Source organism: Corynebacterium callunae (assembly GCF_046592015.1).
In the GTDB taxonomy this organism is placed as follows: Bacteria; Actinomycetota; Actinomycetes; order Mycobacteriales; family Mycobacteriaceae; genus Corynebacterium; species Corynebacterium callunae_A.
Window position 1 is genome coordinate 194,631 of sequence record NZ_JAWVOB010000002.1, and the last position, 18,958, is coordinate 213,588.

Sequence of the window (18,958 nt, forward strand, 5' to 3'; positions counted from 1 at the left end):
AGTTCATGGCAAAGCTCATTGCTTTTGACCAGGACGCCCGCGAAGGCATTCTCCGGGGCGTCGACGCCCTAGCCAACACTGTCAAGGTCACCCTCGGCCCTCGTGGTCGCAATGTGGTTCTTGATAAGGCATTCGGCGGACCGCTGGTCACCAACGACGGTGTTACCATCGCCCGTGAAATTGATGTCGAAGATCCTTTTGAGAACCTCGGCGCACAGCTGGTGAAGTCTGTTGCTGTTAAGACCAACGATATCGCTGGCGACGGCACCACCACCGCAACCCTGCTGGCTCAGGCTTTGATTACTGAAGGCCTGCGCAACGTTGCTGCTGGCGCTAACCCAATTGAGCTTAACAAGGGTATTGCTGCAGCTGCAGAAAAGACCATCACTGAGCTCAAGGCACGCGCAACTGCTGTTTCCGACACCAAGGAAATCGCAAACGTTGCAACCGTTTCCTCCCGTGATGAAATTGTGGGCGAAATTGTTGCTGCTGCCATGGAGAAGGTCGGCAAGGACGGTGTTGTCACCGTTGAGGAATCTCAGTCTGTTGAGACCTCTTTGGACGTCACCGAGGGTATTTCCTTCGATAAGGGCTACCTCTCCCCATACTTCATTAACGATGCTGACACCCAGCAGGCTGTCCTCGACAACCCTGCTGTGCTGCTAGTTCGTAATAAGATTTCCTCCCTGCCAGATTTCCTTCCGCTGCTGGAAAAGGTTGTTGAACTCAACCGTCCGCTGCTGATCGTGGCTGAGGATGTTGAGGGTGAGCCTTTGCAGACCCTCGTGGTGAACTCCATCCGCAAGACCATCAAGGTTGTTGCAGTGAAGTCCCCATACTTCGGCGATCGTCGCAAGGCATTCATGGATGACCTGGCTGTCGTTACTGCTGCCACCGTGGTTGACCCTGAGGTCGGCATTAACCTCAACGAGGCAGGCGCTGAAGTTTTCGGCTCTGCACGTCGTGTTTCTGTCACCAAGGATGAGACCGTCATCGTTGATGGTGCTGGTACCGCAGAGGCTGTTGAGTCCCGCCGCGGCCAGATCCGTCGCGAAATTGAAAACACCGATTCCAGCTGGGATCGCGAAAAGGCGGAAGAGCGTTTGGCTAAGCTCTCCGGCGGTGTTGCTGTTATCCGCGTTGGCGCTGCTACCGAGACTGAGGTCAATGACCGCAAGCTCCGCGTAGAAGATGCTATTAACGCTGCTCGTGCAGCTGCCCAGGAAGGCGTTATCGCCGGCGGTGGCTCTGCATTGGTGCAGATCGCTGACACCCTCAAGGCATATGCCGAGGAGTTCGAAGGCGATCAGAAGATCGGCGTCCGTGCGCTGGCCACCGCGCTGAGCAAGCCAGCATTCTGGATTGCTTCCAACGCTGGCCTCGACGGTGCCGTTGTGGTTTCTCAGATCGCTGAACTGCCTAATGGTTCCGGCTTCAACGCTGCAACCTTGGAGTATGGCGACCTGATTGCAGACGGTGTCATTGACCCAGTTAAGGTCACCCACTCTGCAGTGGTTAACGCTACTTCTGTTGCTCGTATGGTTCTGACCACCGAGGCTTCAGTTGTGGAAAAGCCAGCTAATAGCTCTGATGATCACCATAATCACCAGCACTAATTAGCAACATCGAAAAATTCCCTCGGAAGATGATTCTTCTGAGGGTTTTTTCGTCGAAAAGCAGCTTTTCGACGCGCCCACGCCGTGCAAAAAAGACCCTGCGTCAGGGGCAGGGTCTGTGGTGCTTAAACAGCTACTGGCTGCTTGCGCTCAATCTTGCGCAAAATAGCCAAGCGCTCGGACTCGGAAAGTCCACCCCATATTCCGTAGGGTTCGCCCACGGAAAGCGCGTGTTGGCGGCAAGATTCCAATACTGGGCAAGAAGCACAAATAGCCTTGGCGCGCAGTTCGCGACGTTGGCGAGCACGACCGCGCTCTCCGTCTGGATGGTAGAACACATCCGAGGTCTCGCCGCGGCACGATCCGTGCAGCTGCCAGTCCCAGAAGTCAGCGTTTGGTCCGGGAAGCTGGTGAGGCAATGTCATCTTCAAATACTCCCTATTTGAGCTACGTACGCGTTCACTAATGTTGGGTGTTCGCCCGAAAAGACAGTGTCATGGGCGTTAATGAACAAATAGTGGCGAATTGGTGACGTTAATCTGTCCTATTGGCCATGATCAGGCGAACTCGCATCAGTACGGGTGTCCTGAACTGCGCTTATTTCCCGAGGTGAATGTCCGGTGAATTCTTAGAACATCCTGGCTATCCTGTGGGTTTCCAGTGAGGGAGAAGAAGTGCGGAGTTTGCAGGGTTAAACCGCGAGGAAGCCCCTGCTTCTTGTTAAGATGAGACGAAACGCATGTGTTCTCCAGCTTGCGGTTGTCGTTCCTGCATTATTGAATAGCAGGAACGACTGTTCACTTAAATTCGAGGTAGGAAGGTGCGAAGCTGTGGCTAATACCGAGCATGAGCTCGCTGAACTGGTACCTCAAGCAACGGCGGGTGATCATCGGGCACTGCAGCGGATTATGGAGATTATTCATCCAATCGTGCTGCGTTATGCCCGTGCTCGTATTGGTGGCGGCCGACAGCCCACCGCCGAAGATGTTGCTCAAGAAGTGTGTCTAGCAGTAGCAACCTCCATTGGAAAATTTGTTGACCAAGGTCGCCCCTTTATGGCCTTTGTTTATGGTGTGGCATCCAACAAGGTCGCCGATGCGCACCGCGCTATGTCGCGGGACAAATCAACGCCCACCGAAGAGGTTCCCGATTCCACTCCCGATACCTTTACCCCCGAAGAATCGGTGCTGGTTATCGATGGAAGTAACAGAGTGAGGGAACTTCTCGATCTACTCAGTGAAAAGGCACGCGACATTCTCATTTTGAGGGTGATTGTAGGTCTTTCCGCAGAAGAAACTGCAGAGATGGTGGGCAGCACCCCGGGTGCTGTCCGAGTAGCTCAACATAGAGCACTCGCAACACTTCGAAGCGCACTTGAGCAGCAGGAGAACTAGTAATGACTCGACGTCACAACCAAGGTGACCAGGACGGACAGGATATCGTCAAGACACAGCTAAAGCAGCTGTTTGATGACGATGATTTTCTGACTGACCTGTCCCGCGGCGTTGACCCCTCTGCGGGTGGTGATGTCCTCGCTGGGCTCCTTCTGGATTTAAATAAGGAAGCACAGGCTCCGATGCCGGCTGCGCCGGATTTGTCAAAGCTGCTTCCTGGATTTGAAGATCTGGCACAGGACTCATTCGAGGACCAGCAGAGGGATTCCGACCCCGGAACCACTGAATTCGCCCCGATTTCCACTTCCGACATTTCCACAAACTCTGACAACTCAACAACCTCTGTCATTGCTTTGGATGAACGTCGCGATAAAAAGCGCAAGTCTCATCCATTTATGCATGGGCTCATTGGTGCAGCAGCGGCAACCCTCGTGCTTGCCGGTGGCGGTTCTGCCGTGTACAACGCAGATGCAGATTCTCCGCTATATGGCCTTAACCAGCAGATTTTCGGAAACCAAGATACTGTCAACACAGTGGAGCTGGCTTCTACTTTGGAAGAAGTAGACAGCCGAACCGCTAATGGTGATGTCGAAGGTGCTCGCCAATTGCTGGAGCAAGCTCGTGGCATGGTTGAAGAAATGCACGGTCAGCGTCCTCCAGCTCCAGAGCACGTCACTACCGTGACCGTTGCTCCAACCCCGGAGACACAGACTTCTACGGTGACAGAGAGCGCTCCAACCCAAGAGCCAGTAACTGAAACTGCTACTGTGACTCAAACTCAAACACAGACGCAGGTTCAAACCACTGTCTCCACGGTGGTAGCTCCACCAGTCTGGACTCCAAGTCCAGAGCCCACTGCGGTACCAACCGTTGCAACTCCCACTACGGGAGCAGGAAACGGTACCCAAACCGGTGGTGGACTTGTAGATCCACAGACCCCTGGAAACTAGGATTTAAAAAAAGACTGTTCCCCCTTTCGCGCTCATGGAGCGAAGGAGGGAACAGTCTTTTTATGTGTTTATGCAGTTGTTAGCGAGCTTCCATGCCATCCAAATAACCCAAGCAATAATCCCATGGGACATAGGCATCAACATTGGGCTGTGCACTCGGTTCATGAACAGGGCTGAGTTCGCCGGCTAGGGTAGCGCGCATATTGGCAGCCATAATATCCCAGTCATAGTAGTGGAACTCATCACAGTCCTCGCACATAAAGAAGATTCCCTCAATACCACGGGGCTTCAAAATCTTCTTAAACTCAATGACTAATTTGAGATCCTGCTGCACATGAATGCGCTCTTGATCAGAGATTGGCTCAAAAGGCTCATCCTCTGTCAAAAAGGATGCCGGGTCATTGGGATCGTCGGCAAACGGGTCGCGGGGCATCATCGCATCAAAGTTCACGAGACTAACCCTATTGCCCCAGATGGAAAATGACCAACACAGCACGCCTTGAATGTGTTTTAGGGCAACCTTATTTCTCCTGCGGAATGTAGTTGCTACTTTTATGGTTATCCGAATTAAGAACAAACTACTAAGGTTTAATTAATTGTGGACACAAAATGAGGAGGAACTGTCGCATATGACCACCCAGAGCCGAGTTTCCACCGGAGGAGACGATCCCAACAAGGTTGCCCTCGTTGGACTAACTTTTGACGATGTACTACTACTGCCAAACGCTTCGGATGTCGTTCCCTCCGACGTTGATACCTCAACGCAGTTGACCCGCAACATTCGTCTCAACACCCCGATCCTTTCCGCCGCGATGGACACCGTTACCGAAGCCCGTATGGCTATCGGCATGGCACGCCAGGGTGGTATTGGTGTTCTGCACCGCAACCTCTCCATTCAGGAGCAGGCTGAAAACGTTGAATTGGTAAAGCGCTCCGAGTCCGGCATGGTTACTGACCCAGTAACCTGTAGCCCCGACATGAGCATCCAAGAAGTTGATGATCTCTGCGCTCGCTTCCGTATCTCCGGCCTGCCTGTTGTTGATAACAATGGAATGCTCGTTGGTATCTGCACCAACCGCGATATGCGCTTTGAATCCGATATGAACCGCCGCGTGGCTGAGGTTATGACCCCTATGCCACTGGTTGTTGCTGAAGAAGGCGTATCCAAGGAAAAGGCTTTGGAATTGCTGTCTGCCAACAAGGTAGAAAAGCTTCCAATCGTTTCCAAGGACGGCAAGCTTGTTGGCCTGATCACCGTTAAAGACTTTGTTAAGACCGAGCAGCACCCAAATGCATCCAAGGATGCGTCCGGCCGTCTCCTCGTTGCCGCAGGTATCGGCACCGGCGAAGAGTCCTTCCAGCGTGCTGGCGCCCTTGTTGATGCAGGCGTAGATATCCTCGTTGTTGACTCCGCACATGCTCACTCCCGTGGCGTATTGGACATGGTTTCCCGCGTTAAGAAGGCTTTCCCAGGCGTTGACATCGTCGGTGGCAACCTGGCTACCCGTGAAGCTGCACAGGCTATGATCGACGCTGGCGCTGACGCCATCAAGGTTGGTATCGGACCTGGTTCCATCTGCACCACTCGTGTTGTTGCAGGTGTTGGTGCTCCTCAGATCACCGCCATTATGGAAGCTGCTGTTCCAGCTCACAAGGCTGGCATCCCAATCATCGCTGATGGTGGTATGCAGTTCTCCGGCGATATCGCTAAGGCTCTTGCAGCTGGCGCCAACTCCGTTATGCTCGGCTCCATGCTGGCTGGTACCGCAGAAGCTCCAGGCGAGACCATCACCATCAACGGCAAGCAGTACAAGCGTTACCGTGGCATGGGTTCCATGGGAGCTATGCAGGGCCGTGGCCTCAGCGGCGAAAAGCGTTCCTACTCCAAGGACCGTTATTTCCAGGCTGATGTTAAGAGCGAAGAGAAGCTCGTTCCGGAAGGAATTGAAGGTCGCGTACCTTTCCGTGGCAGCATCGAAAACATCATTCACCAGCAGGTGGGTGGCCTTCGTGCAGCTATGGGTTACACCGGTTCCGCCACCGTTCAGGACCTGCACAAGGCTCGCTTTGTCCAGATCACCAGCGCTGGTTTGAAGGAATCCCACCCTCACCACATCCAGCAAACCGTTGCAGCTCCTAACTACCACTAGGATCTAACACTTGGAAACAGCCCGATTTCACTATGGAAATTGGGCTGTTTTTGGTGTGTTCAGGAGTTAATAGCAAGTTGTCACCGATGACTCGGGTAGAGTCTTCGGGGTATACGAACACAAAGGGAGGCCCGTCACTAATGCGTGACCATGTTGAAATTGGTATCGGCCGCGAGGCACGACGCACCTACAGCCTGGATGATATCTCTGTCGTTTCCAGCCGCCGCACCCGTTCTTCCAAGGACGTTGACACTACCTGGCATATCGACGCTTATAAGTTCGAGCTGCCATTCCTCAATCACCCAACTGACGCTCTTGCCAGCCCTGAATTTGTTATCGAAATGGGCAAGCAGGGTGGCATGGGTGTTATCAATGCCGAAGGCCTCTGGGGCCGTCACGCTGACCTAGATGCAGCCATCGCTAAGGTCATCAAGGCTTATGGCGCCCAGGAAGACACCGGCGCTGCTGGCACCATTGAATACATCGGCGGCGGCGATCAAGCTGCAGCCACCCGTGTATTGCAGGAACTGCACGCAGCACCACTGGATAAGGAACTGCTAAGCGAGCGCATCGCGCAGGTTCGTGATTCCGGTCAGATTGTAGCTGTGCGTGTATCCCCACAAAATGCCCGCGAGCTAGCTCCAACCGTTATCAAGGCCGGTGCTGATCTGCTGGTCATTCAGGGAACCTTGATTTCCGCAGAGCACGTGAACACTGGGGGAGAGCCACTCAACCTCAAAGAGTTCATTGGTTCCCTGGAAATCCCCGTTATCGCTGGTGGCGTGAACGATTACACCACTGCACTGCACATGATGCGCACTGGCGCTGTAGGCATCATCGTTGGCGGCGGCGAAAACACCAACAGCCTGGCACTGGGCATGGAAGTTTCCTTGGCCACCGCAATTGCCGATGTTGCTGCAGCGCGCCGGGAATACCTGGATGAAACCGGTGGACGTTATGTACACATCATCGCCGATGGAGATATCTACAACTCCGGCGATGTGGTGAAGTCCATCGCCTGCGGTGCAGATGCTGTGGTTTTGGGCTCTCCTTTGGCTCGTGCCAAGGAAGCTGCTGGCAAGGGCTACTTCTGGCCTGCAGTAGCAGCCCACCCACGTTTCCCTCGTGGCATCGTGTCTGAATCTGGCATTGATGAGACTGCGCCATCTTTGGAGCAGATTCTGCGTGGACCATCCACCATGCCATGGGGCATTGAAAACTTTGAAGGTGGCCTGAAGCGTGCCATGGCAAAGTGTGGCTTCACCGATTTGAAGAGCTTCCAAAAGGTGCCTTTGCACTTTAATGGCTAAAAGCTAGGTTTTAAGCCAAGGGTTGGGCAGGTGATTTTACTGCTCAGCCCTTGTTGTTTTTCTTTTTGAATAAGTGACAAAACCGCAGGACTATCTGGGTTTATATCTGAAGATTTCCACTTTATGGAGATATAGGTCATACTATTAAAAAAATCTTTTGTGGGTCACTTATCTTAAAGGAGATCAATCTGTGGACACCTGGGAACAAACACTAGGAGCAGGGCCCTTGCTCGGCATTGCCGCCGGCGCAATCGCTCTGATTCTAGTTCTGGTTATTTTCTTCAAACTTCATGCCTTCCTTACCTTGGTGTTGGTGTCGGTACTAACGGCACTTGTCGCAGGTATTCCTGTTGAGTACATCGTCGAAACGCTGCTTGATGGTTTTGGTGGCACGCTTGCCTCAGTCGCCCTGCTGGTTGGCCTCGGAGCCATGTTGGGCCGGCTGGTGGAAACCTCTGGCGGTGCAGCCTCGCTGGCCAATTTGATGATCCGCGTTTTCGGTGAAAAACGAGCTCCTTTTGCGCTCGGTGTTGCATCCTTGATCATGGGCTTCCCAGTGTTCTTTGACGCTGGCCTTGTGGTCATGCTGCCTGTGATTTTTGCTGTGGCACGTCGCATGAATGGCCCAGTGTTGGCCTATGGCATCCCTGCTGCCGGTGCTTTTTCGGTTATGCACGTCTTCGTCCCACCACACCCAGGCCCAATCGCTGCTTCTGAGTTTTATGGTGCACAGGTTGGATTTGTGCTGCTTGCCGGCCTCATCGTGGCAATCCCTACCTGGTATATAACCGGTTATCTGCTGGGCAAGTACCTCGGCGTGAAATTCCCACTGAGTGTTCCTGATCTGCTGGCAGGCGGAAAAACCTCTGAAGAGCAGCCTGATAATCCAGCCAGCGCTGGTGTGGTTATCGCAATTTTGTTGATCCCGATGATCCTCATCTTCGGCAATACCGGAACCGATATGGCAGCTGCTGCCGGGCTTCTCGACGCAGACTCCTTCGTGGTTTCACTGCTTGGATTCCTCGGCGCAACTCCAATTGCTTTGCTTATTTCCACCCTCGTAGCTCTCTGGGCACTGGGAACTCGTCGCGGTGTGAGCGGAACCGCATTGGATAAGACCGTTGAAGGTGCCCTTGGACCAATTTGTTCCGTTGTGCTGATCACCGGCGCCGGCGGCATGTTTGGTGGCGTGCTGCGTGCATCTGGAATTGGTGACGCACTGGCAGATTCCATGGCTGATCTTGGTCTTCCTGTTATCGCAGCCTGCTTTATTGTGGCTGCTGTACTGCGTGTGGCCCAGGGTTCTGCAACTGTGGCACTGACCACCGCTGCTGCGCTGATGGCACCTGCTGTGGCTGCTGCTGGATACAACGACTTCCAGCTGGCCACCATCGTTATTGCAACCGCTGCTGGTTCTGTTATCGCCAGCCACGTAAATGACTCCGGCTTCTGGCTGGTTGGTCGCCTGATGGGCATGGATGTTGCCACCACTTTGAAGACCTGGACTGTGAACCAGACAGGTATTGCCATTGTGGGCTTTGCTTTCGCCTGTGTGCTTTTCGGTATCGGCACCGCCATCGCTTAAAAAACTAGTTAGTCGCGTGGCCGCGTGGGGGACGCAGCCGGGCGGGGCGACGTCGAAAAGCGTCTGCTTTGAGGGTGAAAATCGGATTTGGGCGCTGGTCTAGTAGAGTGATCAGTTGTGAGCCTTCAGACAAATCATCGCCCAGTACTCGTCGTTGACTTCGGCGCACAGTACGCGCAGCTGATCGCACGTCGTGTGCGTGAAGCCGGCATCTACTCCGAAGTTATTCCGCACACCGCTACCGCTGCTGAAATCCGTGAAAAGGATGCAGCAGCGCTAATTCTTTCCGGTGGACCTTCCTCTGTTTATGAAGAGGGCGCTCCATCCTTGGATCCTGAAATTCTGCAGCTTGATCTGCCAGTTTTTGGTATTTGTTATGGTTTCCAGACCATGACCCACGCGCTGGGTGGCACCGTTGCCAACACCGGCAAGCGTGAATACGGACGCACCGATATGACCGTCACCGGTGGCGTGCTCCATGAAGGCCTGGAAGCAACCCACAAGGTATGGATGAGCCACGGCGACGCCGTTTCCGTTGCCCCTGAAGGCTTTAGCGTTACCGCCACCTCTGAGGGCGCACCTGTTGCAGCCTTCGAAAATGTTGAGCGCAAAATGGCTGGTGTGCAGTACCACCCAGAGGTTCTGCACTCTCCACATGGCCAGCAGGTTCTTACCCGCTTCCTCACTGAAATTGCTGGTCTGGAGCAAAACTGGACCGCAGCCAACATCGCTGAAGAACTCGTGGAAAAAGTTCGCGAGCAAATCGGTGAAACCGGCCGTGCAATTTGTGGCCTTTCCGGCGGCGTTGACTCCGCAGTGGCCGCAGCCCTCGTGCAGCGCGCTATTGGTGACCGCCTGACCTGCGTCTTTGTTGACCACGGTCTGCTGCGCGCCGGCGAGCGCGAGCAGGTTGAGCAGGACTTTGTAGCTGCCACCGGCGCCAAGCTGGTCACCGTTGATGAGCGCGCTGCCTTCTTGGCCAAGCTTGCTGGCGTTACCGAACCAGAGGCAAAGCGCAAGGCTATTGGCGCTGAGTTCATCCGCTCCTTCGAGCGCGCCGTTGCTGGCGTTTTGGATGACGCACCAGAGGGATCCACCGTGGACTTCCTGGTTCAGGGCACCCTCTACCCAGACGTTGTTGAGTCTGGTGGTGGCACCGGCACCGCCAACATCAAGAGCCACCACAATGTGGGCGGATTGCCTGATGACGTGGAGTTCAAGCTGGTTGAGCCACTGCGTTCCCTCTTCAAGGATGAGGTTCGCGCCGTTGGCCGCGAACTTGGTCTCCCAGAGGAAATCGTTGCCCGTCAGCCTTTCCCAGGCCCAGGTCTGGGCATCCGCATCATCGGTGAAGTCACCGAAGAGCGCCTAGAAACTCTGCGCCACGCCGACCTCATTGCCCGTACCGAGCTCACCGCAGCTGGCCTCGACGGCGTGATCTGGCAGTGCCCAGTGGTTTTGCTTGCCGACGTTCGCTCCGTGGGCGTTCAAGGCGATGGCCGTACCTATGGCCACCCAATTGTGTTGCGTCCGGTGTCCTCTGAAGATGCCATGACCGCCGACTGGACCCGTTTGCCTTATGAGGTGCTGGAAAAGATTTCTACCCGCATTACCAATGAGGTTCCCGATGTAAACCGCGTGGTGCTGGACGTAACCTCCAAGCCACCAGGAACCATCGAGTGGGAGTAAATCTCTGCTTGGCAGAATAGTGCTAAGCATCGGCGCTGAGCTCATAGTTTGTGGAATTTAGCGCTGCTAGCAGCCACCTTTTCTCTTTAGGTTTTAATGATCTTGGGGGAGGGTGGCTGTTTTTGTTTTTGGTTGCAATGGATGTTCGCAGTGAAATTTTCTAGGTGCCCAAAGGCGTATCCTTATTTCAGATTTAAAACTGGCCGCGGATCTTAGGCCGCCGCCCTTGCCAAAAACCTTTAAAAACAGGAGATCCCACCCCCATGAGCGCAATTATTGAAACCTATTGGAACACCTACTTTGGCAAATCCGAGGAAGCTCAAGCATTAGTGCAGTATTTAGCAGCAGATGCTTCAGGCGATCTTAAAAGCGCTGATGGCGTGATTGAAGTCCATAAGATTTTTGCTGATCTTGGACTAGATGAGCTCTCCGGAAATTACACCGATACCGAGCTTGAAGGTTTTGGGGATGCGTACTTGGTCGTGGCAGCCCTGGCGGTTTTAATGGCAGAAAATAAAGCTCAGGGTGCAGTGCAGTTTGCTTCACTCGGCGTAGCGGGCGGTGCGTCGGATGGTGCGTCGGATGGTGCCCAGGAAATCCGCCTCCACACTGAGTCGAAGGAAAATACACAGATCAACACTGCACTGAAGTACTTTGCGCTCTCACCTGAGGATCACGCAGTGGCTGATCGCTTTGATGAAGATGAGCTCAGTGAATTTGCAGATCTGAGCGAACAACTCCGCGGCCAACTGGACTAGCCCCGTGCTAGTTCTGGGCGAACTCCACATCAACATCGCCGATTCCAGAGCTAATAGAGAGATTAAGCATCTCACCATCTAAACCAGCATTATGAGCGGCGAGGTCTCCCACATCACAATGGGCCGTTCCCACACCTGCGGTGCAGTTGAGGCTAATAGGCACATCATCAGGCAGGGTAATTTTTACCTCACCAATACCAGAGCTGATCTGAACATCTTGAGCTTGATCCAAGGTGTCTATATTGCTGAGGTCAAGATTCAATTCGCCGATGCCGGAGGAGTAGGAATCCTGGAGGTCAGCGTTGGAGGGCGCGAGGGAGACATCGCCAATTCCAGAATCGGTAGAAGAATTCTCCTCGAGATGAAGGGGAGCCAGCGCGAAGATTATTGCTCCGATGCCTAGTACCGCAATAAGTCCGGTTCCACCTACACCGCCGAGAATCCACGGCCAGAGACGGCGTCGTTTGGGAGGACCTGGCTGCTGGAGGGAGAGATCCCAGGTATTGTGCTGATTCTGAGCCAGTGGATCCCAGTTTGGAGTAGTTGTGGTGTGCTGGGCAAAAGGTGCGTAATAGCCTTCAACTGGGGTGATTGAGCTGAGATCAGGCTGCGGTTGGGGATAAGTATCAGCGGGATTAGTCATCGTGTCTTCCTGGGGTAAAGATCCGGTAGAGGTGAGCAAACCACGTGGTGGAATAGATTGTTTTTTATGCAAGCCCCACCACATGGCGACTACTAAGGCATAAGTAAGAAAGGCAGCGGGGCTAAAGGTATCGGTAGTAGAGCCCAGCATTCCGGAAAAGGCCACAAAGGCAATCAGCAGCCACCAACCATGGGTGCGGTCTTGGGAATGCCCTGGCTTCCAGATCGCTTCCAGCGGGGACACTGGGACGGAATAACGGGGCATGACCAACCAGGCGAGTAAATAGGCGGAGATACCTGCGCCAAAGATGCCGGAAACTACAAAAAAGAGTCGAATGAGCACAGGATCGATTTGATAACGCACTCCGATGCCTTCGCAGACACCTGCCACCTTGGCATTGCCGCCTTGTTTAGAGGGCAGACGCACTGGGCGGGTCTGCCACATCTGCTGCAGGATTCCGGTAGGTGCTGCTGAAACAGTGGGGGAAGAGGTGGTACCCGGTTGGGCGAAGGGCACGTACTGGTGCTGTGGGTTCTCTTCGAAAGTGCTCATAAACTAATTGTGGCGTGCTTATATGCGAATGTGAATCGGGGATAGCCCTGACATTCACCGGGCATTCACCGGCACCCACCCCCTAAAAGCCACAGGCAATAGGCTTCAGGGTCTTCCCCGATGGAAGCGTGTCCGGTGCTCATGACAAGATCAAGTACATGAGTAAAACCCCGGCACCGTACACCCCACCACCAGTAGGGCAGCAACAACCGCTTTATCCCGCTTTTCGGCGCGCCCGCGATGGTCGCGTGGTGGCAGGTGTGGCGTCGGGCTTGGCATATCACCTTAATGTCTCAGTCTTTTGGGTGCGTGCCATTTTTATTATTTCGGCCCTGGCAAATGGTGCGGGCCTTGCCGCGTATGCCTTGGTGTGGATTTTTACCCGCATGGAGCGCAAAGATGCGCAGCATCCGCAAGCACTGGGGGGTTCGTCGAGAAGTAGCAAGTGGGTGTCCTGGGCGCTGGTGGTGTTGTCGCTGGTGGGCGCTACGGTGTCGCTGACGCTGACCACCGGTTTTGGGCTGAGCACGCTGATTCCGATCGGCGTGGTCGGCGCTGGCATGCTGATGGTGTGGCTGGCCTATGACCGCGGCGTGGATTCGGGGCCGAGCGTGCTCATTATTGCAGCGGGTGGCGTATTAATGCTGGCGGCAATTGTGCTGGTGGTGATGAATTGGAGCACCCAAGACGGCTTCCTCATGGCGCTGGTGGCGGTGGTGTTGACGCTGCTGGGTGTGGCAGCATTGGGCGTGCCGCTGTGGGTGCGGATGTGGGATCAGCTGGGCCAAGAACGCGCGGAAAAAGCTGCAGCCGCAGAGCGCGCCGATATTGCCTCGCGGCTGCATGATTCGGTGCTGCAAACCCTGGCGCTAATTCAAAAACGGGCCGATGATTCCGCGGAGGTCACCCGTTTGGCGCGCGGCCAGGAAAGGGAGCTCAGACAATGGCTTTTTGATTCCCAGGATAAAACCCCGCAGACCACCGGCACTGTGTTTACCGCCCTGGAGCGTGCATGTGCCGAGGTAGAAGACCTTTTTGGGCTGCGTATTGTGCCCGTGACGGTGGGAACTGATGAAACCTTGGGGGAAAATACCCAGGCTGCGGTGATGGCAGCGCGTGAGGCTTTGGTCAATGTGGCCAAACATGCAGGGGTGGAAACTGCCGATGTTTATGCGGAAGTGATGCTGGGCGAGCTTAGTATTTTTGTGCGCGATCGTGGCCGCGGCTTTGACCCAGACAATATTCCTGAAGGCCATCACGGCTTGGCGGAATCGGTCATCGGCCGCGTGGAGCGCGCCGGGGGCAAGGTAAAAATCAAGTCTGAGGTGGGCGCGGGCACTGAGGTAGCAATCACGATGGCACTGTAGGTTTGCCTTAAAGCCACAGATCGCGGGCGGGGGCGGTAACCTGTGAGTCATGGTAGATGTGTTTTTGGTTGATGACCACTCGGTATTCCGCTCGGGCGTAAAAGCAGAGCTCGGCAACGCGGTTAATATCGTCGGCGAGGCCGGTACCGTGGCTGAGGCCGTAGCCGGGATCAAACAGACACACCCCGAGGTGGTGCTTCTCGACGTCCACATGCCCGACGGCGGCGGCGTGGAAGTACTCAAACAAATTAATGCTGCACAGGTAGACACCATCTTTTTGGCTTTGAGCGTCTCCGATGCAGCCGAGGATGTTATTGCCATTATTCGTGCCGGGGCCAGGGGATATGTAACCAAATCTATTTCCGGCCCTGAGCTGGTGGAAGCGATTACTCGCGTTAATTCCGGCGATGCTTTCTTCTCGCCACGGCTGGCTGGCTTTGTGCTCGACGCCTTTGCTGCCCCTGATTCCACCGCCGGTGCCGGCATTGTGGACGCTCCGGAAAAGGATGCCGCCGTAGAATCTGGCCGCATTATTGACGATCCCATCGTCGACGCACTTACCCGCCGTGAGCTGGAAGTTTTGCGATTGCTGGCCCGCGGTTATACCTACAAGGAAATCGGCAAAGAGCTGTTCATTTCAGTCAAAACTGTGGAAACCCACGCCTCCAATATTCTGCGCAAAACACAGCAGTCCAACCGCCACGCACTAACCCGCTGGGCACATTCAAGGGATCTCGATTAATGGCTCAAAAACCACAGAAAAACTTTGCCGCGGACAAGGGCGAAATTGATCAAGATAAAATCAAATTCACTTTCCAACCCACCCGTACCTTCTTCTTTAGCGTTATTTTCACCGTGCTGGTGATGTGGCAATCCGGATTTTCCCTCTGGTGGGCTATTCCCATCTGGTCCTTCGTCTGGGCGCTGTTTATCCTTGGCCACAGCTTCTACAACTGGGCTAACCTAAAACTCATTGAACTGGGCAAACGCAATAAAGAAATCCTCGACGAACAAGAGCGGGAAAAAGAAAAACGCCGCGGACGGCGTTAAAAGATTAAAAGCGTGCTTGTCGACGCACCCCTGATGCTTGAGGCACTTTAAGCTGTTTTGGCGAAGGCGAGCTGGCGGCTGCCATCAATGTGGGGGAAGGTCAGGAAAGTCCAACCTGCCACCACCACAAATACCAAGATGGTCACCCACAGCGCTGCGGTGGAGAAAAACGGCGCCACCATGAGCATGAGCCAAGTGACAAAAAGTGGCATGACCTGGCCGGTGGTGGGCACTCTGCTGATATTGTGCTGTTCCCGGAAACTCCGGATTTTCGCACGATAGGGATGTAAATATGCCAACAATAGCGTGATAATCAGCCCTGCAGCAGTTACCCCAAACTTAATGCCTGGGGTTAAATCCGTGGTCAATACTGCAATAGCTGCACCAACCAACACTGCCGAGCTCGCCCGAATAATCAGGGGAGTAGGGATCGGCGTTACGTGGGACTTCATGTTGGCATAGCTATTCAAGGGATCCATAGGGTTTAAGGATAATGAAGTTTTTTCGACTCACCCAACACCCCTCATGATCAGCACTGTTGCGTGTTTGGAAAAACGGGTGTTTACTTAAAGTCGTGAGTGGAACAGGTGTTCGAGAAATTGGGGGAGAGGGCAATGCTTTTGCCCTGCCCAATCTCTCGGGAATGAGCAGGGCGGAGCGAATTACCGCACTGCGCTCACGCATGTCCGCCATGGGTGTGGCGGTGCCGCAAATTGCAGATTCTTCAGCCCCTGAGGCTGTTGAGTACTTTGATAAAGAGAACATTCTTGCAGCTCCTGATAGTGTTTCACAATTTCTTCCAGGTGGTGGCCTGCCCCGGCGGGCACTGAGTCACATCACTGAAGTGCCACTACTTATTGTGGCTTTCCTGGCTCATGTTACGGCGCAGGGTGGACACGCTGCGGTGATCGGTTGGAAGGATCTAGCTTATGCTGGGGTAATTGATTTAGGGGGTGTGTGCGAGAACATTATCGCCATCCCGGAACCGGGTACTGAGCCTTTAAATGTGGCTGCGGTGCTGTGTGAAGGTTTGGATCTGGTGGTGTACAAAGGCCCCGAGATTCAACTATCGCCCACGCGCGCCCGTCCGCTTTTGGCCAAACTCCGCAAAGGCAGTGCAGCACTGCTTATGGTGGGCACGCAAGTAGCCTCGCCAGCGCTAGTAATGGAGGCAGAAACCAGCAACTACCTCGGTATTGGCCAAGGTAGGGGCCGGATTCGGGGCGTGGAACTCAAATTCCGGGCAACTGCCAAAGGTCAGCCTCCACGCAGTGGCATGATCACCATCAGTCGCGCTGAAGATGCTGCCTTGTTGCACACTCCTCCAACATTGCGGGTGGTTCCATGACGCGGATTATGGTGCTGTGGTTTCCGGATTGGCCAGTCCAGGCCATCCGATTGGACCGCGACGATCCCCCAAACCTGGAAAAACCGCTGGCCATTGCCACTAATTACCGCATCAAAGTGTGTGGGGTGGCCGCACGCAAACGCGGGGTGCGCCGTGGGATGAAGGTTCGCCAAGCCCAGGCCGTGTGCCCGGAGCTGGAGGTCATTGACCAAGATCTCGACCGCGATGGTCGCATGTTCGAGGGCATTGTGTCATCCCTTGGCGAGGTCGCCTCCAGCGTCGAGGTGCTGCGCCCGGGCCTGGTCGCGATTGATGCAGCCGCCGCTGCGCGCTATCACGGAGGTGAAGAAATTGCCGCCCAGATGCTTATCGACGCCGCCGCGCGCCGCGGTATTGACGTTGAAGTCGGGGTTGCCGATGAGCTCACCACGGCGATTATTGCTGCCCGCGCTCCGCGCGGGGCGGTGGTGGGGCAGGGCAGGGGCGCGTCGACAAGCTTTTTAGCCGGCCAACCCCTATCGGTGCTGGTGGCGGAGGAGTCGCTGGGATGTGATCACGCTGTGGTGAACACCCTGGTGGACCTGGGGATTTCCACATTAGGCGAGCTGGCGGTGCTGCCGGTGGAGTCGATGTCCACGCGCTTTGGCAAGGCAGGTGTGCACTGTTTTGACATTGCTAGTGCGCGTTTTGGCCGCAAAGTGGCGCCGGCGCTGGAAGGTGCGCAGTGGGAAGTTACTCATGTGCCGGAGGATCCGATTAGGCGCGTGGATGCTGCGGCCTTTGTGGCCAGGGCTTTGGCTGCGCGCCTGCATCAGCAGCTGTCTGAGGCTGGGGTGGTGTGTCAGTTGCTCAAGGTGGAGGCCGATTTTAGTGATGGTACGCAGGTTGCGCGTGTGTGGCGTACCGGCGAACCGCTAACTGAGGCCGCCACTGCTGACCGTGTACGCTGGCAATTGGATGGATGGCTGAGCACCCACGGCAGTGTGGATGAGGGTACCGAGGAAGCCGGCATTATTACCCTGACCTTGCGGCCTTTGGAATGTGTGCCACCGGAGATGGCCAGTGGTGGTTTATGGGATACCGGGCGCAGCCACAAACATGTGGCGCGACAGGTGATTCAGCGCGTGCAATCCACCTTGGGTATTGACGCGGTGCTGCAACCTATTCCCACTGGTGGCAGGGGTGTGGAGGAGCGGATTCGCTTTGTGGCCTTTGGCGAGGCGCCAGATCCGGTGCGCTTTCCGCATGGCACGTGGCCAGGGCGAATTCCAGGGCCGCTACCTGCGCGTTTGACTGCTGGCATCAATCATCCGGCCTCGCGAGTAGTGCTTATCGACGCCACCGGCACGCGGATTCAGGTCACCGCCGAAGCCTTACTCAGTTCAGTTCCTTATGCCTTGTCCTGGGGCCCAAAGCGCTATGTGATCACAGCTTGGGCGGGGCCATGGCCGGTGGATGATCGCTGGTGGGAAAGCACTGGTAAACGCTATGCCCGCCTGCAGGTGGTGGGGCAGGCGGTATCTGCTGTATCTGGGGATGGGCAGGGGCAGGTGAGTGCCTGGTTATTGATCTGGATGGAGGAGAAGTGGCGGGTGGAGGCTAGTTACTAGGCGGGCTTGGGTAGGGCTGGCAAAACCCCGGATTCAGGAAGTCGAAAGGACTAGTGAATCCGGGGTTTTTAGACTCCTTCCGACCGTGTGAATCCGGGGTCTTTGGGAGGGGTGAGCTGGTGCTAAAGGTCTCGAAAGGACGGGCTCGAAAAGACTAGTGAATTCGAGGAATGGAACGTCCTTTCGAGGGTGTCCTTTCGAGCTCTGGCACAAGCCCAACAAGAGCCTACTGCGCCATGACATCCACAACGAGGCGCAGCGGATCTTGGAGCACGCTCACGGAATAAGGGTGCTTGCCATTGAGTCCGATGACAAATTGGGAGCGGCCCTCAAAGGTGCCAGCGCTGACAACCTGAGTGACGATGCTGCCGGAGCCTTCCACGGTGCCGATTTGAGGATCTTCCATGCCCAGGTCAAAGGGGTAGACAGTGCCATCAATATTGACATTGAGAGCGGTGTCGCCAGTGTATTTCACGGGATTGCCGCTGCCTTGCTGGGTGGGGTTGGTGGTGTAATCCACAAACCAGCCGGGTTGGCCTTCGCCGGTGAGATCAAAAACCACGCGGTTAAAGCCATTGTGGGAGCCAGTGCGAACGCCGGTCACCAAAAGCTGTGCAGGGGCTTCGGCACGGAGGGTTTTCATGGCGGTGTCGGCAGTGCCCAGTGGGGTGGGGCCAGCTGAAGCATCATTGGAAAGGGAAGCGCTGCCTGCGGTGGCGGACATCGTTTGAGTTGCTCCCGTGGCATTATCGGTGGAAGTCCCATTGGTTCCACAGCCGACAAGGGTCAGGGCACTTACGCTGAGAAGGGTAAGCGCGCCACGGCGGACGCGATGCTGGGAAGTAGAAGAACGCTGCACAATCATCCTCTTACCGTAACCCCGAAAGACAAAGGAACCCTAAGTAAGAAGGCCAAAGTGACACAATCGTGAACGAA

General features: G+C 55.1%; 19 protein-coding genes. 13 read left to right on the plus strand and 6 right to left on the minus strand.

The genetic code is table 11. The features are described 5' to 3' along the window. Positions 1-5 precede the first annotated feature (5 nt). Entirely contained in the window at positions 6-1,616 is a 1,611-nt protein-coding gene (groL, locus tag SFC07_RS04015) for a chaperonin GroEL (RefSeq protein ID WP_411206939.1), read from the plus strand. Between the two features lie 125 nt (positions 1,617-1,741). On the opposite strand, the gene SFC07_RS04020 is transcribed toward groL, so the two are convergent. After that, positions 1,742-2,041: a WhiB family transcriptional regulator gene (locus SFC07_RS04020; protein WP_411206940.1), complete on the minus strand. Its 300-nt coding sequence runs from the start codon at positions 2,039-2,041 to the stop codon at positions 1,742-1,744. 405 nt (positions 2,042-2,446) lie between these two features. On the opposite strand from SFC07_RS04020, the gene SFC07_RS04025 reads away from it, so the two are divergent. Further along, positions 2,447-3,010: a sigma-70 family RNA polymerase sigma factor gene (locus SFC07_RS04025; RefSeq protein ID WP_411206941.1), complete on the plus strand. Its 564-nt coding sequence runs from the start codon at positions 2,447-2,449 to the stop codon at positions 3,008-3,010. 2 nt (positions 3,011-3,012) lie between these two features. Then, positions 3,013-3,960, plus strand: a complete 948-nt coding sequence (locus SFC07_RS04030; protein WP_411206942.1) for a hypothetical protein — start codon at positions 3,013-3,015, stop codon at positions 3,958-3,960. A gap of 79 nt (positions 3,961-4,039) precedes the next feature. Here the strand turns inward: SFC07_RS04030 and SFC07_RS04035 are convergent, their stop codons facing one another. Beyond that, complete coding sequence (locus tag SFC07_RS04035; protein WP_411206943.1) at positions 4,040-4,411, minus strand: DUF5319 domain-containing protein; 372 nt, start codon at positions 4,409-4,411, stop codon at positions 4,040-4,042. Between the two features lie 178 nt (positions 4,412-4,589). Here SFC07_RS04035 and guaB point away from each other — a divergent pair, with 178 nt between their 5' ends. After that, positions 4,590-6,110 (plus strand): IMP dehydrogenase, encoded by a 1,521-nt coding sequence (guaB, locus tag SFC07_RS04040; RefSeq protein ID WP_411206944.1) that lies wholly within the window; start codon positions 4,590-4,592, stop codon positions 6,108-6,110. Between the two features lie 140 nt (positions 6,111-6,250). Then, positions 6,251-7,420, plus strand: coding sequence for a GuaB3 family IMP dehydrogenase-related protein (locus tag SFC07_RS04045; protein ID WP_411206945.1), 1,170 nt, complete (start codon positions 6,251-6,253; stop codon positions 7,418-7,420). Here SFC07_RS04045 and SFC07_RS04050 read toward each other — a convergent pair. Then, positions 7,417-7,560, minus strand: coding sequence for a hypothetical protein (locus tag SFC07_RS04050; RefSeq protein ID WP_411206946.1), 144 nt, complete (start codon positions 7,558-7,560; stop codon positions 7,417-7,419). The genes SFC07_RS04045 and SFC07_RS04050 overlap by 4 nt on opposite strands. A gap of 50 nt (positions 7,561-7,610) precedes the next feature. Here SFC07_RS04050 and SFC07_RS04055 point away from each other — a divergent pair, with 50 nt between their 5' ends. The 3 genes from SFC07_RS04055 to SFC07_RS04065 all read left to right on the plus strand — a co-directional run bounded on the left by SFC07_RS04055 (position 7,611) and on the right by SFC07_RS04065 (position 11,452). Next, positions 7,611-9,005 carry a GntP family permease gene (locus SFC07_RS04055; protein WP_411206947.1) on the plus strand — a complete coding sequence of 465 codons (1,395 nt, stop codon included), beginning with the start codon at positions 7,611-7,613 and terminating at the stop codon, positions 9,003-9,005. A 117-nt stretch (positions 9,006-9,122) separates the two neighbouring features. Beyond that, complete coding sequence (gene guaA, locus SFC07_RS04060) at positions 9,123-10,694, plus strand: glutamine-hydrolyzing GMP synthase (RefSeq protein WP_411206948.1); 1,572 nt, start codon at positions 9,123-9,125, stop codon at positions 10,692-10,694. 263 nt (positions 10,695-10,957) lie between these two features. Continuing rightward, the gene (locus SFC07_RS04065) at positions 10,958-11,452 is read left to right on the plus strand and encodes an imm68 putative immunity domain-containing protein (RefSeq protein WP_411206949.1); all 495 of its coding nucleotides are present in this window, start codon (positions 10,958-10,960) and stop codon (positions 11,450-11,452) included. A gap of 7 nt (positions 11,453-11,459) precedes the next feature. Here the strand turns inward: SFC07_RS04065 and SFC07_RS04070 are convergent, their stop codons facing one another. Further along, positions 11,460-12,647, minus strand: coding sequence for a PspC domain-containing protein (locus SFC07_RS04070; protein ID WP_411206950.1), 1,188 nt, complete (start codon positions 12,645-12,647; stop codon positions 11,460-11,462). A 158-nt stretch (positions 12,648-12,805) separates the two neighbouring features. Between SFC07_RS04070 and SFC07_RS04075 the strand changes: the two genes are divergently transcribed. The 3 genes from SFC07_RS04075 to SFC07_RS04085 are packed head-to-tail and all read left to right on the plus strand — an operon-like array spanning position 12,806 to position 15,064. After that, positions 12,806-14,014 (plus strand): PspC domain-containing protein, encoded by a 1,209-nt coding sequence (locus SFC07_RS04075; protein WP_411206951.1) that lies wholly within the window; start codon positions 12,806-12,808, stop codon positions 14,012-14,014. A 49-nt stretch (positions 14,015-14,063) separates the two neighbouring features. Further along, positions 14,064-14,756, plus strand: coding sequence for a response regulator (locus tag SFC07_RS04080; RefSeq protein WP_411206952.1), 693 nt, complete (start codon positions 14,064-14,066; stop codon positions 14,754-14,756). Next, positions 14,756-15,064 carry a hypothetical protein gene (locus SFC07_RS04085; RefSeq protein WP_411206953.1) on the plus strand — a complete coding sequence of 103 codons (309 nt, stop codon included), beginning with the start codon at positions 14,756-14,758 and terminating at the stop codon, positions 15,062-15,064. Before SFC07_RS04080 ends, SFC07_RS04085 begins: the two co-directional genes overlap by 1 nt. Before the next feature lie 47 nt (positions 15,065-15,111). On the opposite strand, the gene SFC07_RS04090 is transcribed toward SFC07_RS04085, so the two are convergent. Continuing rightward, positions 15,112-15,543, minus strand: coding sequence for a hypothetical protein (locus SFC07_RS04090; protein ID WP_411206954.1), 432 nt, complete (start codon positions 15,541-15,543; stop codon positions 15,112-15,114). Positions 15,544-15,638: 95 nt separating this feature from the next. Here SFC07_RS04090 and SFC07_RS04095 point away from each other — a divergent pair, with 95 nt between their 5' ends. Together SFC07_RS04095 and SFC07_RS04100 are read left to right on the plus strand one after the other, a co-directional pair. After that, positions 15,639-16,412, plus strand: coding sequence for a hypothetical protein (locus SFC07_RS04095; RefSeq protein ID WP_411206955.1), 774 nt, complete (start codon positions 15,639-15,641; stop codon positions 16,410-16,412). A gap of 8 nt (positions 16,413-16,420) precedes the next feature. Then, positions 16,421-18,022, plus strand: coding sequence for a Y-family DNA polymerase (locus tag SFC07_RS04100; RefSeq protein ID WP_411207033.1), 1,602 nt, complete (start codon positions 16,421-16,423; stop codon positions 18,020-18,022). A 226-nt stretch (positions 18,023-18,248) separates the two neighbouring features. Here SFC07_RS04100 and SFC07_RS04105 read toward each other — a convergent pair whose 3' ends face one another. Further along, positions 18,249-18,887 carry a hypothetical protein gene (locus tag SFC07_RS04105; RefSeq protein ID WP_411206956.1) on the minus strand — a complete coding sequence of 213 codons (639 nt, stop codon included), beginning with the start codon at positions 18,885-18,887 and terminating at the stop codon, positions 18,249-18,251. Between the last annotated feature and the right edge of the window lie 71 nt (positions 18,888-18,958).

Bases quoted from the DNA above. Each gene is read 5' to 3' on its own strand.
- SFC07_RS04075 (WP_411206951.1), top strand. From the start codon at position 12,806: ATGAGTAAAACCCCGGCACCGTACACCCCACCACCAGTAGGGCAGCAA.
- groL (WP_411206939.1), top strand. From the start codon at position 6: ATGGCAAAGCTCATTGCTTTTGACCAGGACGCCCGCGAAGGCATTCTC.
- SFC07_RS04070 (WP_411206950.1), bottom strand. From the start codon at position 12,647: ATGAGCACTTTCGAAGAGAACCCACAGCACCAGTACGTGCCCTTCGCC.
- SFC07_RS04105 (WP_411206956.1), bottom strand. From the start codon at position 18,887: ATGATTGTGCAGCGTTCTTCTACTTCCCAGCATCGCGTCCGCCGTGGC.
- guaB (WP_411206944.1), top strand. From the start codon at position 4,590: ATGACCACCCAGAGCCGAGTTTCCACCGGAGGAGACGATCCCAACAAG.
- SFC07_RS04030 (WP_411206942.1), top strand. From the start codon at position 3,013: ATGACTCGACGTCACAACCAAGGTGACCAGGACGGACAGGATATCGTC.
- SFC07_RS04045 (WP_411206945.1), top strand. From the start codon at position 6,251: ATGCGTGACCATGTTGAAATTGGTATCGGCCGCGAGGCACGACGCACC.
- SFC07_RS04085 (WP_411206953.1), top strand. From the start codon at position 14,756: ATGGCTCAAAAACCACAGAAAAACTTTGCCGCGGACAAGGGCGAAATT.
- SFC07_RS04020 (WP_411206940.1), bottom strand. From the start codon at position 2,041: ATGACATTGCCTCACCAGCTTCCCGGACCAAACGCTGACTTCTGGGAC.
- SFC07_RS04080 (WP_411206952.1), top strand. From the start codon at position 14,064: ATGGTAGATGTGTTTTTGGTTGATGACCACTCGGTATTCCGCTCGGGC.
- SFC07_RS04050 (WP_411206946.1), bottom strand. From the start codon at position 7,560: ATGACCTATATCTCCATAAAGTGGAAATCTTCAGATATAAACCCAGAT.
- SFC07_RS04065 (WP_411206949.1), top strand. From the start codon at position 10,958: ATGAGCGCAATTATTGAAACCTATTGGAACACCTACTTTGGCAAATCC.
- SFC07_RS04090 (WP_411206954.1), bottom strand. From the start codon at position 15,543: ATGGATCCCTTGAATAGCTATGCCAACATGAAGTCCCACGTAACGCCG.
- SFC07_RS04100 (WP_411207033.1), top strand. From the start codon at position 16,421: ATGGTGCTGTGGTTTCCGGATTGGCCAGTCCAGGCCATCCGATTGGAC.